At 64.7% G+C, this 24,668-nt stretch carries 20 protein-coding genes; 9 read left to right on the top strand and 11 right to left on the bottom strand.

Annotated elements, in window-relative coordinates; all coding sequences use genetic code 11:
- The first annotated feature begins 168 nt into the window (after window positions 1–168).
- The gene (locus VWZ85_RS07370; RefSeq protein ID WP_416537554.1) at window positions 169–1,302 is read left to right on the top strand and encodes a metallophosphoesterase family protein; all 1,134 of its coding nucleotides are present in this window, start codon (window positions 169–171) and stop codon (window positions 1,300–1,302) included.
- Window positions 1,299–3,917 carry an AAA family ATPase gene (locus VWZ85_RS07365; protein WP_416587593.1) on the top strand — a complete coding sequence of 873 codons (2,619 nt, stop codon included), beginning with the start codon at window positions 1,299–1,301 and terminating at the stop codon, window positions 3,915–3,917. Before VWZ85_RS07370 ends, VWZ85_RS07365 begins: the two co-directional genes overlap by 4 nt.
- A gap of 12 nt (window positions 3,918–3,929) precedes the next feature.
- On the opposite strand, the gene VWZ85_RS07360 is transcribed toward VWZ85_RS07365, so the two are convergent.
- A complete protein-coding gene (locus VWZ85_RS07360; protein ID WP_340547537.1) occupies window positions 3,930–4,415 on the bottom strand; it encodes an SH3 domain-containing protein in 486 nt (161 codons plus the stop codon).
- Between the two features lie 274 nt (window positions 4,416–4,689).
- Here VWZ85_RS07360 and VWZ85_RS07355 point away from each other — a divergent pair, with 274 nt between their 5' ends.
- The 4 genes from VWZ85_RS07355 to VWZ85_RS07340 all read left to right on the top strand — a co-directional run bounded on the left by VWZ85_RS07355 (window position 4,690) and on the right by VWZ85_RS07340 (window position 12,469).
- On the top strand, window positions 4,690–5,676 hold the full coding sequence (locus tag VWZ85_RS07355) for a 2-hydroxyacid dehydrogenase (RefSeq protein ID WP_340547475.1): 987 nt from the start codon (window positions 4,690–4,692) through the stop codon (window positions 5,674–5,676).
- A gap of 240 nt (window positions 5,677–5,916) precedes the next feature.
- Window positions 5,917–7,719: a gamma-glutamyltransferase gene (ggt, locus tag VWZ85_RS07350; protein ID WP_416587591.1), complete on the top strand. Its 1,803-nt coding sequence runs from the start codon at window positions 5,917–5,919 to the stop codon at window positions 7,717–7,719.
- Between the two features lie 193 nt (window positions 7,720–7,912).
- Window positions 7,913–9,316, top strand: a complete 1,404-nt coding sequence (locus VWZ85_RS07345; RefSeq protein WP_416587589.1) for an FAD-binding oxidoreductase — start codon at window positions 7,913–7,915, stop codon at window positions 9,314–9,316.
- A 645-nt stretch (window positions 9,317–9,961) separates the two neighbouring features.
- The gene (locus VWZ85_RS07340) at window positions 9,962–12,469 is read left to right on the top strand and encodes a GcvT family protein (RefSeq protein WP_416536572.1); all 2,508 of its coding nucleotides are present in this window, start codon (window positions 9,962–9,964) and stop codon (window positions 12,467–12,469) included.
- Window positions 12,470–12,570: 101 nt separating this feature from the next.
- On the opposite strand, the gene VWZ85_RS07335 is transcribed toward VWZ85_RS07340, so the two are convergent.
- The gene (locus VWZ85_RS07335) at window positions 12,571–13,758 is read right to left on the bottom strand and encodes a diaminopropionate ammonia-lyase (protein WP_416587588.1); all 1,188 of its coding nucleotides are present in this window, start codon (window positions 13,756–13,758) and stop codon (window positions 12,571–12,573) included.
- 101 nt (window positions 13,759–13,859) lie between these two features.
- Between VWZ85_RS07335 and VWZ85_RS07330 the strand changes: the two genes are divergently transcribed.
- A complete protein-coding gene (locus tag VWZ85_RS07330; protein ID WP_416587586.1) occupies window positions 13,860–14,339 on the top strand; it encodes an Lrp/AsnC family transcriptional regulator in 480 nt (159 codons plus the stop codon).
- A gap of 50 nt (window positions 14,340–14,389) precedes the next feature.
- Here the strand turns inward: VWZ85_RS07330 and VWZ85_RS07325 are convergent, their stop codons facing one another.
- Genes VWZ85_RS07325 through VWZ85_RS07315 form a run of 3 tightly spaced genes read right to left on the bottom strand, consistent with a single transcriptional unit; the run spans window position 14,390 to window position 17,096 of the window.
- The gene (locus VWZ85_RS07325; protein ID WP_416587584.1) at window positions 14,390–15,070 is read right to left on the bottom strand and encodes a DUF938 domain-containing protein; all 681 of its coding nucleotides are present in this window, start codon (window positions 15,068–15,070) and stop codon (window positions 14,390–14,392) included.
- The gene (locus VWZ85_RS07320) at window positions 15,070–16,146 is read right to left on the bottom strand and encodes an NAD(P)/FAD-dependent oxidoreductase (protein ID WP_416587582.1); all 1,077 of its coding nucleotides are present in this window, start codon (window positions 16,144–16,146) and stop codon (window positions 15,070–15,072) included. The genes VWZ85_RS07325 and VWZ85_RS07320 overlap by 1 nt, the downstream gene beginning before the upstream one ends.
- The gene (locus tag VWZ85_RS07315; RefSeq protein WP_416587581.1) at window positions 16,143–17,096 is read right to left on the bottom strand and encodes an aldo/keto reductase; all 954 of its coding nucleotides are present in this window, start codon (window positions 17,094–17,096) and stop codon (window positions 16,143–16,145) included. Before VWZ85_RS07315 ends, VWZ85_RS07320 begins: the two co-directional genes overlap by 4 nt.
- A gap of 141 nt (window positions 17,097–17,237) precedes the next feature.
- Between VWZ85_RS07315 and VWZ85_RS07310 the strand changes: the two genes are divergently transcribed.
- Window positions 17,238–17,849 carry a CDP-alcohol phosphatidyltransferase family protein gene (locus tag VWZ85_RS07310; RefSeq protein ID WP_416536577.1) on the top strand — a complete coding sequence of 204 codons (612 nt, stop codon included), beginning with the start codon at window positions 17,238–17,240 and terminating at the stop codon, window positions 17,847–17,849.
- Window positions 17,850–17,982: 133 nt separating this feature from the next.
- On the opposite strand, the gene VWZ85_RS07305 is transcribed toward VWZ85_RS07310, so the two are convergent.
- Window positions 17,983–18,441: an Lrp/AsnC family transcriptional regulator gene (locus VWZ85_RS07305; protein ID WP_416595450.1), complete on the bottom strand. Its 459-nt coding sequence runs from the start codon at window positions 18,439–18,441 to the stop codon at window positions 17,983–17,985.
- Window positions 18,442–18,517: 76 nt separating this feature from the next.
- Here VWZ85_RS07305 and VWZ85_RS07300 point away from each other — a divergent pair, with 76 nt between their 5' ends.
- Entirely contained in the window at window positions 18,518–18,829 is a 312-nt protein-coding gene (locus VWZ85_RS07300) for a cupin domain-containing protein (RefSeq protein ID WP_340547466.1), read from the top strand.
- A 112-nt stretch (window positions 18,830–18,941) separates the two neighbouring features.
- Here the strand turns inward: VWZ85_RS07300 and VWZ85_RS07295 are convergent, their stop codons facing one another.
- The 5 genes from VWZ85_RS07295 to xdhC all read right to left on the bottom strand — a co-directional run bounded on the left by VWZ85_RS07295 (window position 18,942) and on the right by xdhC (window position 24,666).
- On the bottom strand, window positions 18,942–20,018 hold the full coding sequence (locus VWZ85_RS07295; protein ID WP_416542996.1) for a BMP family ABC transporter substrate-binding protein: 1,077 nt from the start codon (window positions 20,016–20,018) through the stop codon (window positions 18,942–18,944).
- Between the two features lie 58 nt (window positions 20,019–20,076).
- Window positions 20,077–20,997 carry an ABC transporter permease gene (locus tag VWZ85_RS07290; RefSeq protein WP_340547464.1) on the bottom strand — a complete coding sequence of 307 codons (921 nt, stop codon included), beginning with the start codon at window positions 20,995–20,997 and terminating at the stop codon, window positions 20,077–20,079.
- Between the two features lies 1 nt (window position 20,998).
- Window positions 20,999–22,081 (bottom strand): ABC transporter permease, encoded by a 1,083-nt coding sequence (locus tag VWZ85_RS07285; RefSeq protein WP_416536578.1) that lies wholly within the window; start codon window positions 22,079–22,081, stop codon window positions 20,999–21,001.
- Window positions 22,082–22,201: 120 nt separating this feature from the next.
- Entirely contained in the window at window positions 22,202–23,719 is a 1,518-nt protein-coding gene (locus VWZ85_RS07280) for an ABC transporter ATP-binding protein (RefSeq protein WP_416587576.1), read from the bottom strand.
- Window positions 23,716–24,666: a xanthine dehydrogenase accessory protein XdhC gene (gene xdhC, locus VWZ85_RS07275; RefSeq protein ID WP_416587574.1), complete on the bottom strand. Its 951-nt coding sequence runs from the start codon at window positions 24,664–24,666 to the stop codon at window positions 23,716–23,718. Before xdhC ends, VWZ85_RS07280 begins: the two co-directional genes overlap by 4 nt.
- Between the last annotated feature and the right edge of the window lie 2 nt (window positions 24,667–24,668).

Here is a 24,668-nt window from a genome sequence, read left to right as displayed (position 1 = left end):
GGTCTGTCAATCCTTCTGCCCGCCGCGTGGCTGCCCGCCGCCAGCCTGCCGACCGCCCGACACCTGCCCTGAGCCCGCCGTGCAGACCCGCGTTGACGCCCCGGCGCGGCTCTGTCACTTCTGCACGTCACTCACCTGTGAAGCCCACCACCAGAGGACCCATTCCGCATGACCAGCCTACGCCTGCTGCACACCTCCGATCTGCACCTGGGCAAACGCTTTGGCCAGTTCGACGAGGAAACCCGCGCCGCGCTGCAACAGGCCCGGCAGGGGATCCTGCCTCGGCTGGCGCAGACGGCGGCAGAGCAGGGCGCGGAACATGTGCTGATTGCGGGGGATCTCTTTGACACCGAAACCCCCTCAGCGCGGGTGATCCGGCAGGCGCTGGCCGCAATGGCCGCCGCCGAGCCGGTGCAGTGGTGGATCATCCCCGGCAATCACGACAGCGGCGCGGCCGAGCCGCTCTGGGCGGAGATGGCGCGCCATGCGCCGGACAATGTCCATCTGCTGATGCAGCCCGACCCGGTCGAGATGGCTCCCGGTGCCACGCTGTTGCCCGCCCCCTGTCAGCATCGTTTTGCCGGTCAGGATCGCACCATCTGGATGGAGAGCGCCGAGACGCCCGAGGGCCACCTGCGCATCGGGCTGGCCCATGGCGCAGTGCTCGATTTCGACCGCGACCAGAACGGTGCCGAGACCATCGCCACCACCCGCGCCAGCAGCGCGCGGCTGGATTATCTGGCGCTTGGCGACTGGCATGGCGATTTTACCCTCAATGCCCATAGCCGCTATCCCGGCACGCCGGAACGGGACCGCTTCAAACATCCGGGCCGCGGCAGCTGCCTGCTGGTGGATCTGCCGGGGCCGGGTCAGCCACCACAGCTGCGCCAGATCGAGATCGGCCAGTACCACTGGCAGGAGCTGGCGCTGGACCTGGCTCCGGGGCAGGATATCACCGCCCTGATCAGGGCCGCGCTGCCCGCCGACCCGCCGGACTGGCCCGACTGTCTGATCCGCCTGCGCGCGCGGGGCTGGGTCACCGCCGATCAGCATATGCAGCTGCGGCGTTTCGTGGTCGAGCAGGCCCCGGCCTTCTGCCATCTCAGCCTCGACGAGGAGGCGCTGCGGATCGAACACCGGGCCGAGGATCTGGACCAGATCGCCACCGCCGGCGCGCTGCGGGTCGCCGCCGAAACCCTGATGGCGGAAAGCCGGAACAGCGCGCTGGCGCAGGACGACCGCGACGTGGCCGCAGCGGCGCTGAACCGGCTTTATGCGGCGGTGCAGGAGGGCGCGGAATGAAGCTGACGGCCGTTCGCCTGACCAATGTGCGCCGCTTTGTCGATCCGGTTGAAATCACCGGCATCGGCCCCGGTCTCAACCTGCTGAGCGCGCCTAATGAGCAGGGCAAATCCACCATCTTCGACGCGCTTCAGGCGCTGTTTTTCAAGGACGCGAAATCCTGGGACAAGGACGTGCGCGCGCTGGCCCCCTATGCCGGCGGCGACCCGGAGGTGGAGGTCGAGCTGACCCATCAGGGCAGCCACTACCGCATCGCCAAGACCTTTACCAAAGCCTCCGGCAAGGGCACCGCGCGGATCTGGCGGGAGGGCGCGCTGCTGTATCAGGCCGATGCCGCCGAGGCCTGGCTGCGCGACCTCATTGCACCGCCAAAGGACGGCCCGGTGGGGATGCTCTGGCTGCGACAGGGGCTGACCGATTTTGCCGATGCCAAGGACACGCTGGAGGCGCGACGCGATCTGATGTCTTCGCTCAGCGGCGAGGTCGAGGCGGTGACCGGCGGTCAGCAGATGGAGAGCCTGCGCCGCCGCCTGCGCGCCGATCTGGACCGGCTGGTGACCAGTCGCGGTGCCCGCAAGGGCGGCCCGCTGGCCGAGGCCGAGGCCCGCGTGGCGGCGTTGGCTGAACAGCGCGACACTCTGGCAGGGCAGGTCGCGGATCTGCGCCAGCTGCTGGACCAGCGCCAGCTGCTGCGCCGCGAACAGGCCGATCTCTCCGCACCACAGGAGACCGCAGCCCGCCAGTCCCGGTTGAAAGCTGCCGAAGCCGCGCTGGTCGCCGCCAAGCGGCACCGAGAGCAATGCGAACAGGCTCGCCGCGCGCTTGATCTGGCGCTGTCGCGCCGCGACGGGCAGGCGGCGCGGATCGAAACCCAGACGGCGCGCCTCGCGGATCATGCCCGCGCCAGCAAGGCGCTTGCGCAGGCAACGGAGCGGCGGGAGGACTCCGCCCGCACCGCCGAACAGGCCGCCGCACAGTTGAAATCCGCCGAACTCGCCGCCGCCAAGGCGCGCGATGCCGTTGCCGCGATCCGCAAATCCATCGCCACCGCCCTGCGCGCCGAGGCTGCGCAGCAGGCTCAATTGCGCCGTGCCGAGCTGACCGAGCGTCTGGCCCAGTTCGATGCGCTAGAGGCAGATCTGGTGGGCGATCGCCAGCTGGCCAAGGAGGCTGTCACAGCCGCGGCGATGGCCCGGCTGGAAGATCTGGCACAGTCGGTTGCTCTGGCCCGCCACGCCCGCGCCGCCTCCGCTGCCGCACTCAGCGTTGCCTATCTGCCCGGCGCCGAGGCGCGGCTGAGCCTTGACGGTGAACCGCTGCACGAGGGGGCAGAGGTGGCCCTGCCCGATGGCGGCAGGCTGGAGATACCGGGCCTTGCCACCGTGACCCTGCATCCCGCGCGCGGCAGCGATAGTGGCGCATTGTCCGAGGCCGAAACCGCCCTGGCGCGGGCTCTGGCCGACCAGGGTTTCGAAACGCTGGAACAGGCCCGCAGGGCGCATCATGCCCGCAATGCCGCAACGGCCCACCTGAAAGAGGGCGAGGCCACCCAGCGGGCGCTCGCGCCGGAGGGGCGCGAAGCGCTGGTCGCGGCGATCGCAGCCTTGCCGGTTGGGTCGGATGGGCAGGCCGATGCGGAGGGCGAGGCCGAGCCGGACCGGGCCGACCTGGACGCGGCGCAGGCCGGGGCCGAGGCTGGCGAACTGGCCGCAGATGCCACACTTGCACAGCGCCGCACCGAGGAGGCCGCCGCTCAGAAAGAGGCCCATGGCGCGCTGGCCCATGCCGAGGCTGCCGAGGCCGAGCTGGCCCGCGCCACCGTGGCGCTGGGAGATGCCGAGGCGGCCACGGCAGAGCTGGCAACCCTCCGCTCCGGGCTGCCCGCGCTGGAGCAGGCCGTGGCCGAGGCCCGCGCCGAAGAGGCCCGCCTGACCGCCGAGGCCCCGGATCTGGAACAGGCTCAGGCGGCCTGCCAGCGTGCCCGTTCGGTGGTCGAGACGGCGCAGGCTCGCCTGCAGGCGCTGGCGCGCGATCTGGCGGTTCTGGACGCGCGTGTCAGCGCCCATGCCAGCCACGCGGTGGAGGAAGAACTGGCCGAGGTCACCGATCAGCTGGCGGTTGCCGAAACCACGCTGGCGGCGCTGCATTTCGAAGTGGCCACCCTGCGCCGTCTGGATCAGGCGCTGGAAGCCGCGCAGGCAGGCGCGCAGGCGCAATATCTGGGGCCGTTGATGGCCGAGCTGACGCCGCTGCTGCGTAGGCTCTGGCCGGAGGCACAGGTGCAGGTTGATGCCGACAGCGTGCTGCCCAGCCAGCTGGCGCGCGGCGCCACAGAGGAGCAGCTGACCCAGCTCTCCGGTGGCACACAGGAACAATTGGCGCTGATGGTGCGGCTGGCCTTTGCCCGGCTCCTGGCGAAATCCGGGCGCGGCATCCCGGTCATTCTGGATGATGCGCTGGCCTATACCGACGATGCCCGCATCGAGGCGCTGTTTGACGCGCTGACGCTACAGGCCAATGATCTGCAAATTCTGGTGTTTTCCTGCCGTCAGAAGAGCTTTCGCGAACTGGGCGGCACCAGCCTTGCGATCCGCCCCGCCGACCGCCGCGACTGACGGGCTGATGGCTCAGTCGCGCAGCTCATCCGGGGCCACCCCCCACAGCTTTTCCTTGGGCGCCCAGCCGCGATAGCCACCGGCAGAGATTGAACACCAGCTGATGTCGCATTTGCCCAGCCGCGCCACCACGCCCAGCTCAAAGGCGGCGGTCACAGGGGCGTTGGGGTCCGGGCGGGCATGGACCGTCAGCATGTCCTCTTCGATCAGCACGGTGCGTGACCCTGACAGCAGCGCATAATGAACCCAGCCGCCGGCTCCGTCGCGATCACGCACGCGGCGCCAGTGCCCGTATTCGGCGGTGATCTCCAGCGGCATCCCGCGCCGCTTGAACACCCAGTCGATCTTATGCGTCAGCGACGGACCCCGGCGCACGTTGCCCTCGGCAGCCTTCATCGACACGAACCGGGGCAGGGGCAGGTTGGTCACCGGCCCGCGTTCGTCACGGGCATGGCCGGGGGCAGGGGCCACCGCACCGGTCACGCCAATCAGGATCATGCCGACCACGGCCAGCCGGGACCGCAGATATGATGCCGAAATTTTCACTGCCTGCTCGCTTCTTATTGTCGCTGCCTGTTACCTGCCTGACCAATCCAAAAGCGCTGCGTTTTTTTGCCGACCTGCCCCTGATCTGATGTCCGGGTGCCGATCATCTGGAAAAAGAAAGCCGCGTCAGAGAGGCCGGAGGGCGGGATGGGTTCTTGTGCCTGCCCGCGTCCTGCGCCACGATGCCATGAGGCCAGAGAGATTGCAAAGCCGAGGGAGAGCAGCAGTGGCAAGAGAACGTCTGAGTGTTGTCGTTACGCGACGGTTGCCGGAGCCGGTCGAAACCCGGTTGAGCGAATTGTTCGATGTGCGTCTGCGCGAGGACGACACGCCGATGACCCGCGCCGAGCTGGCCACCGCGATGAAGGACGCCGATGTGCTGGTTCCAACCGTGACCGACACCATAGATGCCGCCTTGCTGGCGCAGGCCGGTGAGCGTCTGAAACTGATCGCCAACTATGGCGCGGGGGTCGATCACATTGATGTGGCCACTGCGCGCCAGCGGGGAGTTCTGGTGTCCAACACGCCCGGCGTGCTGACCGATGATACCGCCGATATGGCAATGGCGCTGATCATGGCGGTGACCCGCCGAATCCCCGAAGGGCTTGCGATCATGCAGAAAGGCGACTGGCAGGGCTGGTCGCCCACAGCCCTGCTCGGCGGGCGGCTGGCCGGGCGGCGTCTGGGCATTCTGGGCATGGGCAGCATCGGGCAGGCGGTGGCCAAACGGGCCGCGGCCTTTGGTATGCAGGTCCATTACCACAACCGCCGACGCCTGCGCCCGGAGATCGAAGAGCGCTTTGAAGCCACCTATTGGGAGAGCCTCGATCAGATGGTGGCCCGCATGGACGTGCTGTCGATCAACTGCCCCTCGACGCCCTCGACCTTTCATCTGATGAACGCACGGCGGCTGAAACTGATGAAGCCTGATGCGGTGATCGTGAACACCTCGCGCGGGGAAGTGATCGACGAACACGCGCTGACCCGTATGTTGCGCTCCGGTGAAATCGCCGGCGCCGGTCTCGACGTCTATGAACATGGCACTGACATCAACCCGCGATTGCGCGAGTTGGAAAACGTCGTGCTGCTGCCGCATATGGGCTCCGCCACGCTTGAGGGACGTCTGGAGATGGGCGAGAAAGTTCTGCTGAATATCAAGACATTCGAGGACGGCCATCGACCACCAGATCAGGTTGTCCCCTCCATGCTGTAGGGATCTCAGGAAGGAAATATGTCCACCTGCAACGATAGGGGTGGATCAGGGTTCTCAATGAAGTTCAACTATTGGAATAGTGTTCCGGTTTATCGTTTCGATTCGGAACATCATCCCTATGTCAATATGTCGCGGACGCACAGGCATCTGTGCGCCGATGGCGGTATCTCAGCATTGCCGGGTTGCTCTGTGAAATGCCAGCATGCGCAGAAGATCACCACAGACGAGAGGAGAGGGACGATGAAACGAACACTGATTGCAGGGGTTTGGATCACGACGTTGGGCGCTGCCCTGCCGCTTATGGCGCAGGAAGCGGCGGATGCCGTGGCGCCAGAGGGCGCGGCAGAAACCGCCGATGCCGGCTTTGCGGCCATCAGCGCCGATGTCGCCGCCGCCCTTGAGGCCAAATCCGCAGGCACCCCGGTCGAGTCCGAGAACTGGATGATTGCCGCTGCCAACCCCCATGCGGTGGCTGCCGGTGCCGAGGTGCTGCGCGCAGGCGGCACCGCTGCCGATGCCATGGTTGCGGTGCAGACAGTGCTGGGGCTGGTTGAGCCGCAATCCTCCGGTCTGGGCGGTGGCGCGTTCCTGGTCTGGTATGATGCCGCCAGCGGCGAGGTCACGACATTGGACGGGCGCGAAACCGCGCCACTGGCAGCGACGCCGACCCTGTTTCAGGACGACGCGGGCGAGCCGCTGAAATTCTACGATGCCGTGGTCGGGGGCCGGTCCGTGGGCACACCGGGCACGCCTGCCTTGCTGGAGGCGGCGCATCGTCGCTGGGGCCGTGCCGCCTGGCCGGGCCTGTTCACCGCCGCGATTGATCTGGCCGAAGAGGGCTTTGCCGTCTCCCCCCGGCTGGCCGGCCTGATCGAAAATGACGCCGACCGGCTGTCGCGCTGGTCGGATACCGCCGATTACTTCCTGCCCGGCGGCACGCCGCTGGCGGTGGGCAGCACGCTGAAGAACCCGGCCTATGCCGATACCCTGCGCCGCCTCGCGGATGAGGGCGCGCGCGGTTTCTACACCGGCCCGGTGGCCGAGGCGATCACCAATGCGATGCGCAACGCCGAGGGCAACCCCGGCGTGCTGTCGGCGATGGATCTGGCACTCTATCAGGTAAAGGAGCGGCCCGCCGTCTGCGTCACCTACCGCGCGTTCGAAGCCTGCGGCATGGGGCCGCCGTCATCCGGGGCGCTGACCGTCGGGCAGATCCTCGGCATGTTGGGCAACTATGATCTGGCGGAACTGGGCGCCGATAACCCGCAGTCCTGGCGCCTGATCGGCGATGCCTCGCGCCTCGCCTTTGCCGACCGCGGCCGCTACATGGCCGACAGCGATTACGTGCCGGTGCCCACGCAGGGTCTGGTGGCGCCGGATTACCTCGCGACCCGCGCAACCCTGCTTGAGGGCGATGCCGCCCTGCCGGCGGTGAACGCAGGCGCGCCGGAGTTCGATCACGCGCTGCTGCTGGCCGATGATGAGTCGATTGAGCTGCCCTCGACCTCCCATATCTCCATCGTCGACCAGTATGGCAACGTTCTGTCGATGACCACGACCATTGAAAACGGCTTTGGCTCGCGGCTGATGGCGGCTGGGTTCCTGCTGAATAACGAGCTCACCGATTTTTCCTTCCGCACCCACAGCGACGGCGTGCCGATTGCCAACCGGCTGGAGCCGGGCAAACGCCCACGCTCCTCGATGGCGCCCACCATCGTGCTGAAGGACGGCAAGCCCGCTCTGGCCATCGGCTCCCCCGGCGGCAGCCGCATCATCGGCTATGTCGCCAAGACCATCGTCGCCTGGGCGGATTGGGGCATGGATGTGCAGCAGGCCGTGGCACTGCCCCATGCGGTGAACCGCTTTGGCACCTATGATGTCGAGGCCGGCACCAGCGCCGAGGAGATGGCCCAGCCGCTGATGGATATGGGGTTTGAGGTCAACGCCCGCGATCTGACCTCCGGCCTGCATGCCATCGAGATCGGTGACGGGCTGAAAGGCGGCGCAGATCCGCGCCGCGAAGGCATCGCGCTGGGGGGCTGATCGGCTCTCCGGGCCTCAGCTCAGGGCCGCACACTGCGCGCCCGCTCCGGACACCGGGGCGGGCGTTGTCTTTTGCGGATAATCCCGCACCTACCCTGTTCTGGGTATTGTCCGGGCCCGCGCGCCGACCTTAGGTTGACAGGTGACAGGTCCGGGCGTCAGCCCCGGCCGCTGAACGGGGGGAGACTGAACCATGGTGCAAGCCACAAGACTGCCGCGCAACGACGCCGGGATTGCCGCCGTCATTGACGCGTTGAAGGCGCGCTTTGGCACACAGCTGCAGACCGGGCAGGCGATCCGCGAACAGCACGGCCACACCACCACCTGGATCAGCAATCAGGCGCCGGATGCGGTCGTCTTTCCCACCTCCACCGCCGATGTGGCCGAGATCGTAAAGATCTGCGCGGACCACGGCGTACCGGTTATCCCCTATGGCACCGGCACCTCGCTTGAGGGGCACGTAAACGCCCCCGCCGGGGGCATCTGCATCGACATGATGCGGATGGATCAGATCCTTGCCGTCCATGCCGAGGATCTGGATGTGGTGGTGCAGCCCGGCGTCACCCGCGAACAGCTCAACACCTATCTGCGCGATCAGGGCCTGTTCTTTCCCATTGATCCCGGCGCCAATGCCTCGCTCGGCGGTATGGCCGCAACGCGCGCCTCGGGCACCAACGCAGTGCGCTATGGCACCATGAAGGACAATGTGCTGGCGCTTGAGGCGGTGATGGCCGACGGCGGGGTGATCCGCACCGCTCAGCGCGCCAGGAAATCCTCGGCCGGCTATGACATGACACGGCTTCTGGTTGGCTCCGAAGGCACGCTGGGTCTGATCACCGAACTCACCCTGCGTCTGCAGGGCATCCCGGAGGCGATCCGCTCGGCCCGCTGCGCCTTTCGCAGCGTCGATGATGCCTGTCGTGCGGTGATGATGACCATCCAATACGGCATTCCCGTCGCCCGCATCGAACTGCTGGATGCGCTCAGCGTGCAGGCGGCCAATGCCTATTCCGGCCTCGACCTGCCGGAAATGCCGCTGCTGTTGCTGGAATTCCACGGCTCCGAGGCCGGTGTGGTTGAGCAGAGCGACATGTTTGCCACCATCGCCGAGGAGTACGGCGGCTTTGACATCGCGGCCACCTCAACGGCGGAGGACCGCAGCAAGCTCTGGCAGGCGCGCCACGATATGTACTGGGCCTGCCTGCAGCTGCGCCCCGGTGCCAAGGGGATCTCCACCGATGTCTGCGTGCCAATCTCGAAACTGGCGGAATGTGTCAGCGCCGCGCGCTCAAAGGCTGAGGAGATGGGGCTTCTGGCACCGATGGTGGGCCATGTCGGCGACGGCAATTTCCACGCGCTGTTGCTGATAGATATGGACAGCGCAGAAGAACGCGAAAAAGCCGATGCCTATGTGGGCTGGCTCAATGAGCTGGCGATCTCGATGGAGGGTACCTGCACCGGCGAACATGGCATCGGGCAGGGCAAACGCCCCTATCTGACGCAGGAACTCGGCGAGACCACCCGCTATATGGCAGCGATCAAGGCGGCGCTGGACCCGGAAAATATCCTCAATCCCGGCAAGATACTGGAGATCTGAGGACTGCCCGCCGCCGCCACCGCGCCGGGCTGACGGCGGAATTTGAGTATTTGGAGAAAGGTGACGGGATGGACCTCGCTCTGTCACCTTTCCTGAAATACTCACGGCGCTGCCCTCGCAGGAGCAGAAGTTGGCCCGTTGCGAAGCCGCCGCACGGTCGGCTTACCTTTGCTCAATGGCGCAATGGCAGGATCTGAGCTGATCGCGATCACCGCCGGGCCTGACACCCCCGGCACCATGGAACAGGGCCCATTGGCATGGGCACGCACAGACGACGTTTTGCGTGCGGGGCAGAGTGCTCCGTCCCGCCTCCGCTTCTGGCGGCGCCGCCACTTGTTATTGCTCTTTGTTCTGGCCGGATATCACCACCGACCAAACAGTCGCAGCAGAGAACAAGAAAAGGACACTCCGGCAGGGCAATATGCCCCGACCGGACCATATCCATGCGCATCGCGGCCTGTGCAAACCCAAAGAGGCAAATCGCGGCCATGACCGCGAAAACCGACAGGGGGTGGGCAGAAACCTGCATTCAGGGCGATGCTAGGTCGGTTTTGTTATGTTTTGGGTCGGATGGATTTGGCGCGGAATTTGCAGGCGGGGCATAACTCCCTGCAAACGAGTCATCATTTTCCGGAGAGCGGGCCCATGAAAACCCAAGTCAAAGCATTGGTCGTCGGCGGTGGTGCCGTCGGGACATCCATTGCCTATCACCTCGCCAAGGCAGGCTGGGACGATGTCATGCTGATCGAGCGGGATGAGCTGACCTCCGGCTCGACCTGGCACGCAGCCGGCCTGCTGCCGCTGTTCAACATGTCCTATGCGACCACCCACATCCACAAGTACTCGGTCGATTTCTACAAGACCCTGGAAGAGGAAACCGGCCTGAACGCAGGTTTCGCCGTGGTGGGCAACCTGCGCATGGCGCAGACCCAGGAGCGCATGGACGAATACATGCTCTATGCCTCTACCGCAGAGACCTGTGACGTGGCCTATGAGTGGCTGACCCCGGATCAGATCAAGGAGCGCTGGCCGCTGATCGAGACCGGTGACCTGAAAGGCGCGATCTACCACACCGAAGACGGCTACATTAACCCGGCAGACGTGACCCAGGCGATGGCCAAGGGCGCCCGTCAGCGCGGCGTTGAGATCCACCGCAAGCTGCAGGCCGATGCCTTCCACTGGACCGGCACCCACTGGGAAGTCACCTGCACCAAGATGATCGAAAAAGGCGGCAACCTGGTGGAGAGCGACGAGCAGGTGGTGATCACCGCCGAGCATGTCGTGACTGCCTCCGGCAACCACGCGCAGCGCACCGCCAAGATGCTGGGCATCAAGATGCCTGCGATCCCGGTCGAGCACACCTTCATCGTCATGGACAAGGACCCCGAGCTGGTCAAATGGCGCGAAGCCGGCAACCCGGAGCACCCGGTGATCCGCGACGCCGACAATGAATCCTACGCCCGCGAAGAGCGCGGCGGCTGGATCCTCGGCATCTATGAGCACGGCGCGCCCGCGCGCTTTGAGCATGGCGTGCCCGACAGCTTCCGCGCCGACCTGTTCCCGCTGGATCTGGACCGGATTGCCGACCAGTATATGGCGATGGCGGAACGCGTGCCCTCCTGCGCCGAGAGCGGCCTGAAGGACGATTTCAACGGCCCGATCTGCTACACCCCCGACGGCAACCCGCTGGTTGGTCCGGCACCGGGCCTGCGCAACATGTGGCTGGCAGAAGGCTTCTCCTTCGGCATCACCGCCGCAGGCGGCACCGGCTACTACCTGGCGCAGATGATGGTCGATGGCGAAGCCGAGATCGACATGGCGTCGCTCGACCCGAAACGCTACTCCTCCAACTGGATGACCACCGAGTTCGCCGCGCGCAAGAACGAAGAGTGCTATGAGCACGTCTACATCCTGCATCACCCGGATGAAGAGCGCCCGGCAGCCCGCCCGCTGCGCACCGCGCCCGCATATGAGCGCCAGAAAGCGCGCGGCGCACAGTTCGGCTGGGTCAACGGCTGGGAACGCCCGAACTACTTCGGCCCGCTGGATGCACCCGACAATTTCGACGAGGAAAGCCGCTCTTTCCGTCGTGGCAAATGGTGGCAGCACGCTGTGGACGAAGCCAAGGCCATCCGCGAAGGCGTTGGTCTGGTGGATGCAACCGCCTTTACCAAGCATGTCGTCAAAGGCCCCGGTGCGACCCAGTTCCTGGACTGGTTCACCTGCAACAAGCTGCCGAAGATCGGGCGCATCAACCTGACCTATGCGCTGACAGCTTTCGGCACCACCCGCACCGAATACACCATCGTGCGCAACGGCGAGAACAACTACTACCTGGTCTCCGCCGGTGCCTGGTCTGAGTATGACGCCGACTTCCTGCGTAAGGCGGCTGAGGACAAGATGGAGGAGTTCGGCTACATCGAGATCCAGGATGTGACCACCCAGTGGGGCGTCTTCGCCATCGCAGGCCCCAAGTCGCGCGATGTGCTGAAAGAGGTGATCGTCGACGCCGATCCGGAAACCGCACTCTCCAACAAGCGCTTCCCCTGGCTGTCGGCCCGTCAGATCGAACTGGGCATGTGTCCGGTGAACGCGATCCGCGTGGCCTACACCGGTGAGCTGGGCTGGGAACTGCATCACCCGATCGAGATGCAGAACTACCTGTTCGACCTGCTGGAGAAAGCGGGCGAGAAGCACGGCATGAAGCTGGTCGGTGCCCGCGCCCAGAACTGGCTGCGCCAGGAGAAATCCTACCGCGCCTTCGGCAACGAACTGGGCCGCGACGCGACCCCGCTGGAAGCCGACCTGCCGCGCTTTGTCGATCTGGAGAAGGACTTCCACGGCAAGGACAAGCTGGTTGAGACCGGCGTCCGCGTCAAATGCTGCACCCTGCTGATCGACGGGCCGGAAGATGCCGATCCCTGGGGCCGCGAGGCGCTTTATGCCGAGGACGGCACCCGTGTAGGCCGCCTGACCTCCGGCGGCTACTCGGTGGCATTCGAGAAATCCATCGGCATGGGCTACGTAAAGCCTGAGCACGCGGTGGAAGGCACCAAGCTGAAGGTGAAGATCCAGGACAAGCTGTGGGATGCGGTTGTCACCTGCGACAGCCCCTACGATCCAAAGAACGAAACCATCCGCATGAATGGCTAAGGTCTGACGGAAGAGATGAGAAAGCCCCGGCCATTGTGCCGGGGCTTTTTTCATGTGTACCGGACCCAACAGCGCGATCCTGACAGGGCTGACAAACCCCGTCAGATACGTCCCTCCATGATCGCCTTGACCACAGTTGGATCGGTGACTCCTTCGGAGCCGATGATCACAACACGTGACGCAGCATCCAGCTTCAGCTCATCACGCAGGTCGTGGTCCAGCGCTCCGCACATCAACCCGATAAGACCGGCAACCGCGCTTTCGCCGACGTCGATGCCGGGATCGCCACATGCTCCACCTGCGAGCAGCCGGACGGCTGGGGCGACCAGGCTTTCGGGAATGGTCATGAAACTATCGACGGACTCGCCCAGAACCTCCCAGGCAATCTGCGAAGGCTCGCCGCAGGACAATCCTGCCATCAGCGTTTCCGAGGTGATCGCAACAGCGGTCGCCGCATTGGCCTTGCCGCTGGCAAACAGACAGGGCGCCAGTTCCGGCTCGACAATGATGCTGCGTGGAGCGGCATTGCCCCATTCCTGATGGAAAACCGCAATCACCGATGCAGCCAGCCCGCCAACGCCGCCCTGAAGGAACACATGGGTTGGCGGTTCAGGCAGGTCTCTCACGATTTCCCGCGCCATCACACCGTAGCCGGCCATGACATCCAGCGGTGGCTGCCTATAACCGGGCCAAGAGGTGTCCGACACAATTTTCCAGCCGTGTTTCTCGGCATCAATACGGGTCTGCGCAACCGTTGCATCATAGTCGCCATCGACGCGAATAACCTCGGCTCCCAGCGCCTGCATCGCTTCGGCGCGAAAGGGGCTCACTTCGGCATGGATGTAAATTCGGCACGTCGCCCCAAACCGCTGCGCGCCCCAGGCCACCGACCGGCCGTGATTGCCATCGGTTGCCGAAATCACGGTGATCTCCGAAATCTGATCTGCGAAACTGCCGCTGTGCAGGTCTTCGACGGTGATGGCCCGGCCCGTGGTCTCTGACAGCTCGCGCTGAAGCACGCGCAGAACAGCATAGGCCCCACCCAAGGCTTTGAAGCTGCCCAGACCGAACCTCGGTCCTTCGTGTTTGTAGTGGATCGCCTGAATGCCCAGCCTGTCCGCAAGGCTGGTCAAATTTGGCATCGGGGTCGGCTGGTAGCCGTCCCAGGTGCCGATTTCGCGGGCAGCCTCGTCAAATCCGCGACGAGGCAGAGCGTCCTGTACCTTCGGCCCCAACCTTGGTTGGGTGGTAAAGACATCTGGTTTGGTGGTTCTGAATATGTCTAGCATCATACGATCCTTTTTTGCGCCTGCGCAAAAATACGTCGCTCTACATGGGATATGGCTTCGGAATCATGGACTACCGTGCAAAAATTGCGCACAGATATGGCATGGGAAAAGAAAATTTATCACAGGGGCTGGATTCCTATGATCTGGCGATCCTGCGGATCCTGCAACAGGACTGCACCAAGCCACAGCGTCAGATCGGCGAGATGGTCAATCTGTCGACCGCATCGGTCCAGCGGCGTATCCGGCGCATGGAGACGGATGGCGTGATTTCGACCCAGGCCGCCCAGATCGAGCCGAAGACGGTCGGCCTGCCGCTGACCATTCTTGTGGAGGTCGAACTGAGGGCCGAGACAGCGGGCCGGATCGACGATATCAAGCGCAGCTTCCAAGACGCTCCGGAAATCCAGCAATGCTACTATGTTACCGGCGAAGTGGATTTCATCCTTGTGGTGATCGTTGGGGACATGTCGGAATATGAAGCTCTGACGCAACGGCTGTTTTTTCCGAATGACAATATTCGGAAGTTCCGCACCTTTGTCACTATGGACCGCACCAAGTCGACGATGCAGCTGAATATCTGACCGGTGCCTTGCGTGGCGCAGGGCCGACGCGGTCACCTATGTGCCAGCTCTCACCTCGATTGACGTATCGCCACCAGCGCCAGATTGTTGGCGGGCATCTCGATCACCTGGCGCATCTCCAGCCCGCTGTCTTGCAGCCAGTCCATCACGTCGAAATCATCCTTGTAACCGACCTCCGGGTCATGGGCGGTCAGCTTGGCGTGAAAGCTGCGGTCGCCCTCGCTGGTCAGCTCACCGCCGCGCATGAACGGGCCGTAGATCAGGAAGTGCCCGCCCGCCGCCAGATGGCGCGCGGCCTCGCGGATCAGGGTCTGGGCCTCGGGCGTGCTGATCAGATGCAGCAGATTGCACAGCACGATCAGATCAAAGCGGCCCAGCCCGTCGGGCCAGGGGGCTTCGGTGGCATCGAGCTGGATCGCCGTCGCGATATTGCGACAGCCGCTGTCACCGGTATAGGCATTGATGCTGGTCAGGCGTGCCGGGTTCACATCGCTGGGCTGCCAGTCCAGATGCGCGCAGCGGCCGGCAAAGCCGACCACATGCTGCCCGGTGCCGCTGGCAATTTCCAGCGCGCGGGGGCGAGGGCCATCCGCACTGTCGGGTTGCGGGGCTATCCGGGCCAGAAGATCCGCGATCGGCTCCAGATTGCGCGCCGCCGACGGGGCAAAGAGTTTTGCCCCTGCATCCGGCAGCGTGACGGAGGCCTCTCCGGGCACCGTGCGCACAACCATCAGCGCAGCCTTTCCGGGCTGAGCGCGGCCACGTTCGTGGCGTCGATATCCGGTGTCTGCCCGGTGACCAGATCGGCAATCAGCCGCCCGGCGGCGGGGGAGCTCTGCACGCCATAGCCGCCCTGACCTGCACACCAGACAAAACTGGCCACCGCCGGATCCGGCCCCAGCACCGGCACGCCATCGGCTACAAAACTGCGCAGGCCGGCCCAGTTGTGCTCAACTCGGGTGACCGGGGTTGTCACCATCTCCTCATAGCGGGCCAGCCCCTCGGCAAGCACCATGTCATCGGCATAGGCATCCTGCGGCGGCACCGGATCGGCGTCAGCGGGCGAGACCAGCAGCTTGCTGGCATCGGGTTTGGCATACCAGCTCTCACCGGCACCCATGATCATTGGCCAGGTGGTGACATCGTGGCCACCGGGCGCGGGCAGCCGCGCCATGGAGCGGCGCTTGGGTTGCAATCCGATGGGCGCGATCCCGGCCATCTGCGCCAGCTCATCCGCCCAGGCCCCGGCCGCATTGATAATCGTGGTGGCGGTGATCAGATCGTCACCGCAGCTCACCTGCCAGCCCGCGGTGCTGCGGTCCAGACCGGTGACAGCGGCGCGGGTGCGGATGTCACCCCCATGGGCGCGCAGCTCTCTGGCAAAGCCCTGCAACAACAGGTCCGCATCCAGATCCTGCGCCGCATCATGGCTGGCCGCAAATTTGACCTGCTCGGGATCAAGCACCGGCACCATCTGGCAGGCCGCCGCAACCGAAATCGGCGTCAGATCCAGCTCGGCGCAATCGGCCTCGAAACGCGCGGCCTGATCGGCGCGCCCGACCAGCAGCAGCCCGCGCGGGCTGAGACAGCCATGGGCGCGGTGGTGGGCCTCACTGGCCCGGCTCAGCGCCTGTACCGGCGCGGGGCCGTAATTGGCCTCAAACATCGCCGCAGAGCGCCCGGAGGAGTGATAGCCAAGCGCTTCTTCCCGCTCCAGCACCAGAACACGCCCCCGTGGCGCAAGGGCGGCGGCGGCGCTCAGACCGGCAAGCCCGCCGCCGATGATCAGATAGTCGACCGTTGTCATTGCTGTTCCTCCAGCCGGTCTGTTGCGGGCGCCGGACGCGGTGACAGCGCCGACATGCGGGCGTAGAGGTCCGGCGTCACCTCAATCTCCAGCGCCGCCAGCGAGGGGCGCAGCTGTGCGAGTGACCGGGCCGAGATTATGGGGGTCACATTGCGCCCATAGGCGGCGGCCCAGGCCACGGCGAGGCTGGCCGGATCAACCTCCAGTTCGGCGGCAAGATCGGCCAGGGCACGGGCGCTCTCCTGCATCCAGGGCTGACCATAGCGTTCGGCGTAACGCGGATCCTCGTCCAGCCGCCCCCGGCTGTGGCCCGCCTGCTGGGCACTGCTGTATTTGCCCGTCAGCATCCCGCCGCCCAGTGGCGAATAGGGGGCCACATGCAGGCCCTGATCAGCGCACATCGGCAGGATCTCCACCTCGACCTGACGCTTCAGCAGCGAATACATCGGTTGCAGGATGGCGGGTCGCAGGTCGAATTCCTGCCCGATCATGATCGCCTTCATCACCTGCCAGGCGGCAAAGTTCGACAGCCCCAGATAGCGGATCTGCCCGGCGTCGCGCAGCTCGGCGAGACAGGCAAGGGTCTCGCGCAGGTCCGTCTCTTCGTCGTAGCGGTGCAGGTAGAGGATATCGACCATGTCCTGCCCCAGACGCGCGCGCGACTGATCGAGCTGGCGCCGGATATTGTCAGGGCCTGCGCCGCCGGTATAGGCGACCTTGGTGGCGATCAGCAGGCTGTCACGGTCTTCCCGGATCAGCTGGCCCAGCAGCGCCTCGCTACGGCCCTCGGTATAGACCCAGGCGGTGTCGAAATGGGTCACCCCCGCAGAGCGGCAGGCCTGGTACATTTCGGCCGACTGGGCAGCATCGGCGCGGCCGCCAAATTGCATGGTGCCAAAGGCAAGGGGGCTTGCGGGGGTGCCGTCGAGGCTGATCAGTTCGGTGCTCATGCGGCGGAGGGTGGCACGCATCTGCGGCAATCAAAAGCGCAAAATATCGGCGCGGGGCATAAAGAGATCTGCGCGAGACACCGGCTCTGCCCTATCATAATCGTGAGTGGCAAAGCCCCGGTGCGCAGGGTAGGGGAGAGTATGTTCGATTCAAAAATCCGCCCGCTGATCGACCCGATGCTGAATGCCCAGGGGCAGGTCATCGCGCGCGCGGGCATCAGTGCCAATCAGGTGACGCTTCTTGGGCTGGCGCTGGGGCTGCTGGCGGCCGGGATGATCGCCTGTTCGCTCTTTGCGCTGGCGCTGCTGCCGCTGCTTCTGTCGCGGCTGGCCGATGGTCTGGACGGCGCGGTGGCACGCGCCAGCGAGCCAAGCGATTTTGGCGGCTATCTCGATATCACCTGCGATTTCCTGTTCTACGGTGCGGTCCCCCTTGCCTTTGTGCTGGCGGATCCTGCGCAGAATGGCGTGGCCGGGGCGTTCTTGCTGATGACCTTCTATGTGAATGGCACCAGTTTCCTCGGCTATGCGGTGCTGGCGGAGAAACACAAGATGACAAGCACGGCGCGCGGGGTCAAAACGCTTTATTTCACCGGCGGTCTGCTGGAGGGGGCGGAGACGATCGGTTTTTTCGTGCTCTTGTGCCTGCTGCCTGCGTGGTTTGCACCGATGGCCTGGGTGTTTGGCGCGCTCTGTCTGGTGACCGCCACCTCCCGCGTGCTCCTGGCGCTGCGGGTGTTCCGCCGCGACTGATGGGCAGCGCCGCTGCCGGTGCGGTTTGAGTATTTATGGAAAGATGACGGGCAGGGCCGCGCGCGCTTTGAGGTTTGGCCCATGAACGGACACGGGAGCGGACCCGAGATCTGCGGCCGGCATCTGCGCGGGGTTATCGGAGGGTGCGCAGCACCACGTTCGAGTTCGAACCGGCAATCCAGTCGCTGGCCCCGATCCTGTCATTGAGCGCCGTCAGCGCGGCGACATCCGGCACGGCACATCTGACGATGGCGTCGATCTCACCGGACAGAGACATCACCTCCTGCACGCCCTCGAGCGAGGCCATCCAGGTCAGCGCATCGGTGCATGGGCGGACCGCAATTCTGACGAAGAGGACCGCCCGGATCAGGTCGTCCTGAGGCTCCGATAGCTGAACCCGATATCCGCTGATCACGCCACGTGTCTCAAGCTTCGACAGCCGGTCCTGAACCGCGGTCCGGGACAGGCCGATCTGGCGCCCGATTTCGGCAGCGCTGGTGCGGGCGTTCCGTTCCAGAACCGCCAATATCCGTTTGTCCGTCCGATCCACGTTGAATTCCCCGATTGGCAGGCTGATCACGTCGGACCGCAAGTATCCGATCCGTTGTCGCAGCCTTAACATCGCAGTTGAGATGAACCACATCAACCACAGCAGCCGGGGCTAGGGCATGAAGAAGATCACCGCAACGGCGTTTACGGGCGAAAAGGCCTGGGACGCGCTGGATATCGAACGCATAAGCGATGCAACCGTGCGGCTGCATTGGACCGACGCGCCGTATAAATGGCATGTCAACGATGGCCCTGAGGTCTTTGTCGTGCTGGACGGAGAGGTCGACATGCATGTTCGCATCGACGGGGCCGAGCGTATCCTGCGCCTGCTGCCGGGTGACATCTTTCATGCCGAGAGCGGCGATGAACATGTGGCGCATCCCGATGGGCCGGTGCGGGCGCTTGTCATTGAAACGGCGGGCAGCATCTAGACGGCGGCATTTGCCCTGCGGTCGCGCGAGAGGAACAGCGACGGCCGCTATGAAAAAGGCCCGCCGGACTGGCGGGCCTTTCTGCTGCGGGTCATCTGAAGGCGGTGGCCGCTTATTGCGGAATGTCGCCTTCCAGGCCTTCGACGTAGAAGTTCATGCCGGCCAGGGTGCCGTCATCGGCGGTCTCGCCTTCGGCCAGCCAGTCGGAGCCGTCCTGCTTTTTGATCGGGCCGGTGAAGGCGTGGTAGGAGCCATCGGCCAGCGCAGCTTTCAGCTCCAGTGCGGAGGCTTTCACATCAGCGGGAACCGCATCGGAGATTTCACCGATGCCAACCATGCCGGCGCCAATGCCGTCCCAGGTGTCGCTGCTTGTCCAGGTGCCGTCGATCACGGCCTTGGTGCGGGCGATGTAATAGGGCGCCCAATTGTCGATGATCGAGGAGACGCGCGGCTTGGGCCCGTATTCGGCCATATCAGACGCCTGACCAAAGGTGATCACATTGCCTGCGGCCTGTGCGGCGGCCTGCGGTGCGGTGGAATCGGTGTGCTGCAGGATCACGTCAGCCCCCTGTTCGATCAGCACCTTGGCGGCATCAGCCTCTTTTGCGGGATCAAACCAGGTGAAGGCCCAGACGATCTTGAACTGGACGTCGGGGTTCACCTTCTTGGCGTGCAGATAGGCCGAGTTGATGCCGCGGATCACTTCGGGGATCGGGTAGGAGCCGATGTAGCCGACGATATTGCTCTCGGTCATATGGCCGGCAATGTGGCCCTGAACCGCGCGCCCCTCGTAGAAGCGGGCGGAGTAGGTCGAGACGTTGTCGGCGCGCTTGTAGCCGGTGGCGTGCTCGAACTTCACGTTCGGGAATTTCTTGGCGACGTTGATGGTGGGATCCATGTAGCCAAAGGAGGTGGTGAAGATGAGATCCGCACCTTCCAGCGCCATCTGGGTCATCACGCGCTCGGCATCGGGGCCTTCTGCGACGTTCTCGACATAGACGGTTTCGACCTTGTCGCCGAATTCCGCAACCACGGCCTTGCGGCCCTGATCGTGTTCATAGGTCCAGCCACCGTCACCGACAGGGCCGACATAGACAAAGCCCACTTTGGTCTTGTCCTCGGCCAAGGCCGCACCGGTGGCCAGGCCAAGCGCCACGGCGGCGCTGGTCAGAAGGTTGGTCAGTTTCATCAGGTTCTCCCCAGTTGCATCTATTGACCCCGACAGCGGGGCAGTGAAAAGCCCCCCGTCAGCGGGAGGCGTGGAAGTTGCGGCCAAGGGCGGCAGGTGCGCTGCTTTTGTCCGCCGAAAGAATGACAAGCACGATAATTGTGATCACGTAGGGCGACATTGCCAGATACTCCACCGGGATGGCAACGCCTGCCGCTTGCAGATTGAGCTGCACCACGGTGACGCCGCCAAAAAGATAGGCACCAAGGAGTGCGCGCCAGGGTTTCCAGCTGGCAAAGACCACCAGCGCCAGCGCAATCCAGCCCACGCCCGCGGTCATGCCTTCGGTCCATTGCGGCACCCGGATAAGGCTGATGTAGGCCCCGCCGATACCGGCACAGGCGCCACCGAACATGATCGCCATCAGGCGGATGCGGATCACCTTATACCCCAGCGCATGGGCAGCATCGTGGTTTTCCCCCACCGCGCGCAGCACCAGTCCGGCGCGAGAGAATTTCAGCAGCGCCCAGACTGCGGCGGTCAGCGCGATGCCGAAATAGAGGATGATGTCATGGCCAAAGAGGATCGGGCCAATCACCGGCAGGTCGCTCAGGACGGGGATGTGGATGTCGCTCATCTGTGGCGGTTTCACACCGACGTAGGATTGCCCCATCAGCGCCGACAGGCCGAGGCCGAACAGCGTCAGCGCCAGACCGGAGGCCACCTGATTGGCCTGCGCCACAAGGGTCAGAAAGCCAAACAGAACCGACAGCGCTGCCCCGGCAACAGCGGCGGCAAGGAACCCGATCAGGGGCGAGCCGGTCTCCACCGCGGTGGCAAAGCCTGCGATGGCGCCGGTGATCATCATGCCTTCGACGCCAAGGTTCAGAACGCCTGATTTCTCCACCACCAATTCGCCAATGGCAGCGATCAGGATCGGTGTGGCCGCCACCATCAGCGAGGCGATGAGCAGGACCGGGTTGATTGCAGAAAGATCCATGTCACACCACCTCGGGTTTGCTGAGCGCAATGCGGAAATTGGTCAGGAGATCCAGCGCCAGAAGGAAGAACAACAGCATCCCCTGAAACACCTGGATCGCCGCCGAAGGCAGGCCCATGTTGGACTGGGCGATATCGCCGCCGATATAGGTCAGCGCCATCAGACCACCCGCCAGCAGGATGCCGACAGGGTGCAACCGGCCCAGGAAGGCAACGATAATGGCGGTAAACCCGTAGCCCACGTTGAAATCGATGGAGATCTGGCCAGAGGGGCCGGAGACCTCGAACAGACCCGCAAGACCCGCCAGCGCGCCGGAGGTGCCAAGGCAAAACAGCACAAGGCGGGTGGGGTTCACGCCCGCAAAACGCGCGGCACGTGGCGCCTCGCCAGTCAGGCGGATGTGATAGCCCAGCATGTGACGGTTGAGCAGCACATAAGCAAAGATCACCGCGATCAGCGCCGCCACAACACCCCAGTGCATGCCGGTGCCCGTGATCAGCTCGGCGTTATGGGCGCTGTCCCAGGATTGCAGGTTGCGCGAGCCGGGGAAGCCAAAGCCCTCGGGGTTTTTCAGCAATCCCAGCGAGACCGAGGCGAGGAACTGCTCGGCCACATAGACCAGCATCAGCGAGACCAGGATTTCATTGGTGCCAAAGCGGGTTTTCAGCACTGCGGGGATCATCGCCCAGGCCCAACCCCCCAGCGCGCCTGCCACCACCATCAAGGGAAAGATCAGTGCCGAGTCTGTAGGGTAAAAGGCAAGGCCAGCCCCGGCGCCACAGATGGCGCCCATGATATACTGGCCCTCGGCGCCGATGTTCCAGATGCCCGCGCGAAAGCCCAGCGACAGGCCGATGGCGATCAGCACCAGTGGCGCGCCCTTCACCAAGAGCTGCGGGCGGTAGTAAAAAGCAAATTCGCCAAACAGCGGATCCCAGAAAATGGTGCGGATCGCCTCAACCGGGTTCTTGCCAAGGGCCGCAAACAAAAGCCCGCCCGCGATCATGGTCGCCAGCACCGCCACCAGCGGCGTCGCCATCGACCAGACCCGCGAGGGCTGTGGTCTCTTTTCTAGCCGGATCATTGTTGTTGTCCCCCCCGGTCGCAGATCTGTGCCTGCGTGCCTGTCATCTTTCCAAAAATACTCACACTCCCGACCCGGCAGCCCACGCTGCGGCCGGGACGGGCACGCCCGGCTGCGAGGCTAGACATGCGCGACCTCCATCCCATGTGCTCCCCCCATCATCAGGCCGATTTCATCGACGCTCAGCCCGGTTGTGGGGCGCGGCGCGCTCAGGCGGCCTTCGTTCAGGGCGGCAAAACTGTCGGCAATCTCCATCAGCTCATCCAGATCCTGGCTGATGCAGATTACCGCAGTGCCCCCGGCGGCCAGATCCAGCAGCGACTGGCGGATCGCGGCGGCGGCGGCGGCATCCACACCCCAGGTCGGCTGGTTCACCACCAGAACCTCCGGGTTTTGCAGCACCTCGCGGCCAATGACGAATTTCTGCAGATTGCCCCCCGACAGCGAACGCGCCGCGTTTTCAGGTCCGGGGGTGCGCACGTCGAAATTCTTGATGACCTTTTCGGCAAATTCCTTGGCCAGCCCCCATTTCAGAAAGCCGTTGCTGGACAGGCCTTCGCGGGTGGCGGCGGTCAGCATGGCATTTTCCGTCAGGCTCATATCCGGTGCGGCGGCATGGCCGAGACGCTCCTCCGGCGCGGCCAGAATACCCAGGCGACGACGCGCAACAGGGCCAAGGTGGCCGACCGGCGCGCCATGCATCTTGACCGCATCGGCAGCGGTGGTGGTTTCGCCGGACAGAACGCCTAGAAGCTCGTCCTGGCCATTGCCCGCCACCCCGCCAATGCCGAGGATTTCGCCCTTGCGGACGGTCATATGCACATTCTTCAGCGCCGTGCCAAAGGCCGAGGGCGCAGGCACCGACAGGCCGGTGATATCCAGCGCCACATCGCCCAGATCGCGGCCCGCGCGCTCCGGTGTCTGCAGCGCGGTGCCCACCATCAGCTCGGCCATATCGCGGGCCGAGGTTTCAGAGGGGACACATTCGCCGACATTCTTGCCCAGCCGCAGGATGGTGGCGTGATCACAGAGCGTGCGGATCTCTTCCAGCTTGTGCGAAATATAGAGGATCGAGGTGCCCTCGGAGCGCAGCTTGTGCAAGGTCTGGAACAGGATATCCACCTCCTGCGGGGTGAGAACCGAGGTCGGCTCATCCATGATCAGCAGCTTGGGGTCCTGCAACAGGCAGCGGATGATCTCCACCCGCTGGCGTTCGCCGGCAGAGAGATCGCCCACCGTGCGATAGGGATCCAGCGGCAGGCCATAGGTTTCCGAAACCTCGCGGATGCGGCTGGCCAGATCGCGCAGGGCAGGCGGCTGTTCCATGCCAAGGGCGATGTTCTCCGCCACGTTCAGCGCGTCAAACAGCGAAAAATGCTGAAACACCATCGCGATGCCATCCGCCCGTGCCTGTCGCGGCTCGGCCGGGGCATAGGGGGCGCCGCGCAGCAGCATGGTACCGCTGTCCGGTTTCACCAGCCCGTAGATCATCTTGACCAGCGTCGATTTCCCGGCGCCGTTTTCGCCGAGTAGGGCATGAACCTCTCCCGCGCCGATATCAAAGGAGACCGTATCGTTGGCAACAACACCAGGATAGGCCTTTGTCAAACCTTGCAGGCTCAGGAGAGGTTGGGTCACGCGCGTCTGTCCTTCTTCAACTCGTCTGTTGCGCCCATCCGCAAGAGCTCTGCCGCGACCCCGACCGCAATCATCTGCGGATGTTTGCCAAGGCCGGGATCCCCGATCGGGCAGGTGAGCCGGGCGATCTGCTCGGGCCGGTGGCCAAGATCCGCCAGCCGCGACCGGAACCGTGCCCATTTGGTGGCAGATCCGATCACCCCGGCAAAGGCAAAGCCGCGCAGCAATAAGGCGTGGCATAGCGCCAGATCCAGCGCATGGGAATAGGTAAGCACCAAATGCCGTGCATTTTCAGGGGCATGCGGCACCAGTGCCGCAGGTTCCGCCGCCGGAACCATGGTGACTGAGGGCGGGATCCGGGCGGGAAAACGGTCAGGGCCGGTATCGACCCAGTTGATGTCGAGATCCGGCAGCGGCGCCAGCACATCAACCAGAGCGCGGCCGACATGGCCCGCCCCCCAGATCCACAGCGGGGTTTCGGCACGATGGACCGGTTCCAGCAGCCAGCCGTCGGCCAGCTGCGCGTCGGGCCGCTGCCCCTGGCTGCGGGCCAGCGCCAGCTTGCGGCGCAGGCTCAGGGGTGGCTCGCCCAGCTCGGTGGACAGGGCGCGCAGGATCACATCGCCATCCAGCCGGTCCAGATCGGCAGCGCGGTAGATCTCGCTCCACAGGGTGACGGAGCCGCCGCAGCATTGCCCCAGATCCGGGCCAAGCGCGCGGATGGTCTGCAAACGGGTCTTGCCATCCTGCAACTGGCGGCGGGCAGCCTCGGCGGCCTCATGCTCCAGCGCGCCCCCGCCGATGGTGCCGGACTGGCCGTCGTCCCAGACCAGCATGGCGGCGCCCACCTCACGCGGGGAAGAGCCGCGGATGGCGGCAATCACCACCCGCACCACCGTGCCATGGGCGCCGATCCTGCGGCGCAGATCCTGAAGATCAAACCCCATGG

This window comes from Phaeobacter sp. JH20_29 (genome assembly GCF_048056175.1).
Classification (GTDB): domain Bacteria; phylum Pseudomonadota; class Alphaproteobacteria; order Rhodobacterales; family Rhodobacteraceae; genus Phaeobacter; species Phaeobacter bryozoorum.
Note: the sequence above shows the minus strand (reverse complement) of the source record. Positions and strands in the feature narration are given on the sequence as shown.

Coding starts and splice junctions, on each gene's coding strand:
- VWZ85_RS07370 (WP_416537554.1), top strand. CDS start 169: ATGACCAGCCTACGCCTGCTGCACACCTCCGATCTGCACCTGGGCAAA.
- VWZ85_RS07365 (WP_416587593.1), top strand. CDS start 1,299: ATGAAGCTGACGGCCGTTCGCCTGACCAATGTGCGCCGCTTTGTCGAT.
- VWZ85_RS07360 (WP_340547537.1), bottom strand. CDS start 4,415: ATGATCCTGATTGGCGTGACCGGTGCGGTGGCCCCTGCCCCCGGCCAT.
- ggt (WP_416587591.1), top strand. CDS start 5,917: ATGAAACGAACACTGATTGCAGGGGTTTGGATCACGACGTTGGGCGCT.
- VWZ85_RS07345 (WP_416587589.1), top strand. CDS start 7,913: ATGGTGCAAGCCACAAGACTGCCGCGCAACGACGCCGGGATTGCCGCC.
- VWZ85_RS07340 (WP_416536572.1), top strand. CDS start 9,962: ATGAAAACCCAAGTCAAAGCATTGGTCGTCGGCGGTGGTGCCGTCGGG.
- VWZ85_RS07335 (WP_416587588.1), bottom strand. CDS start 13,758: ATGCTAGACATATTCAGAACCACCAAACCAGATGTCTTTACCACCCAA.
- VWZ85_RS07330 (WP_416587586.1), top strand. CDS start 13,860: ATGGGAAAAGAAAATTTATCACAGGGGCTGGATTCCTATGATCTGGCG.
- VWZ85_RS07325 (WP_416587584.1), bottom strand. CDS start 15,070: ATGGTTGTGCGCACGGTGCCCGGAGAGGCCTCCGTCACGCTGCCGGAT.
- VWZ85_RS07320 (WP_416587582.1), bottom strand. CDS start 16,146: ATGACAACGGTCGACTATCTGATCATCGGCGGCGGGCTTGCCGGTCTG.
- VWZ85_RS07315 (WP_416587581.1), bottom strand. CDS start 17,096: ATGAGCACCGAACTGATCAGCCTCGACGGCACCCCCGCAAGCCCCCTT.
- VWZ85_RS07310 (WP_416536577.1), top strand. CDS start 17,238: ATGTTCGATTCAAAAATCCGCCCGCTGATCGACCCGATGCTGAATGCC.
- VWZ85_RS07300 (WP_340547466.1), top strand. CDS start 18,518: ATGAAGAAGATCACCGCAACGGCGTTTACGGGCGAAAAGGCCTGGGAC.
- VWZ85_RS07295 (WP_416542996.1), bottom strand. CDS start 20,018: ATGAAACTGACCAACCTTCTGACCAGCGCCGCCGTGGCGCTTGGCCTG.
- VWZ85_RS07290 (WP_340547464.1), bottom strand. CDS start 20,997: ATGGATCTTTCTGCAATCAACCCGGTCCTGCTCATCGCCTCGCTGATG.
- VWZ85_RS07285 (WP_416536578.1), bottom strand. CDS start 22,081: ATGATCCGGCTAGAAAAGAGACCACAGCCCTCGCGGGTCTGGTCGATG.
- xdhC (WP_416587574.1), bottom strand. CDS start 24,666: ATGGGGTTTGATCTTCAGGATCTGCGCCGCAGGATCGGCGCCCATGGC.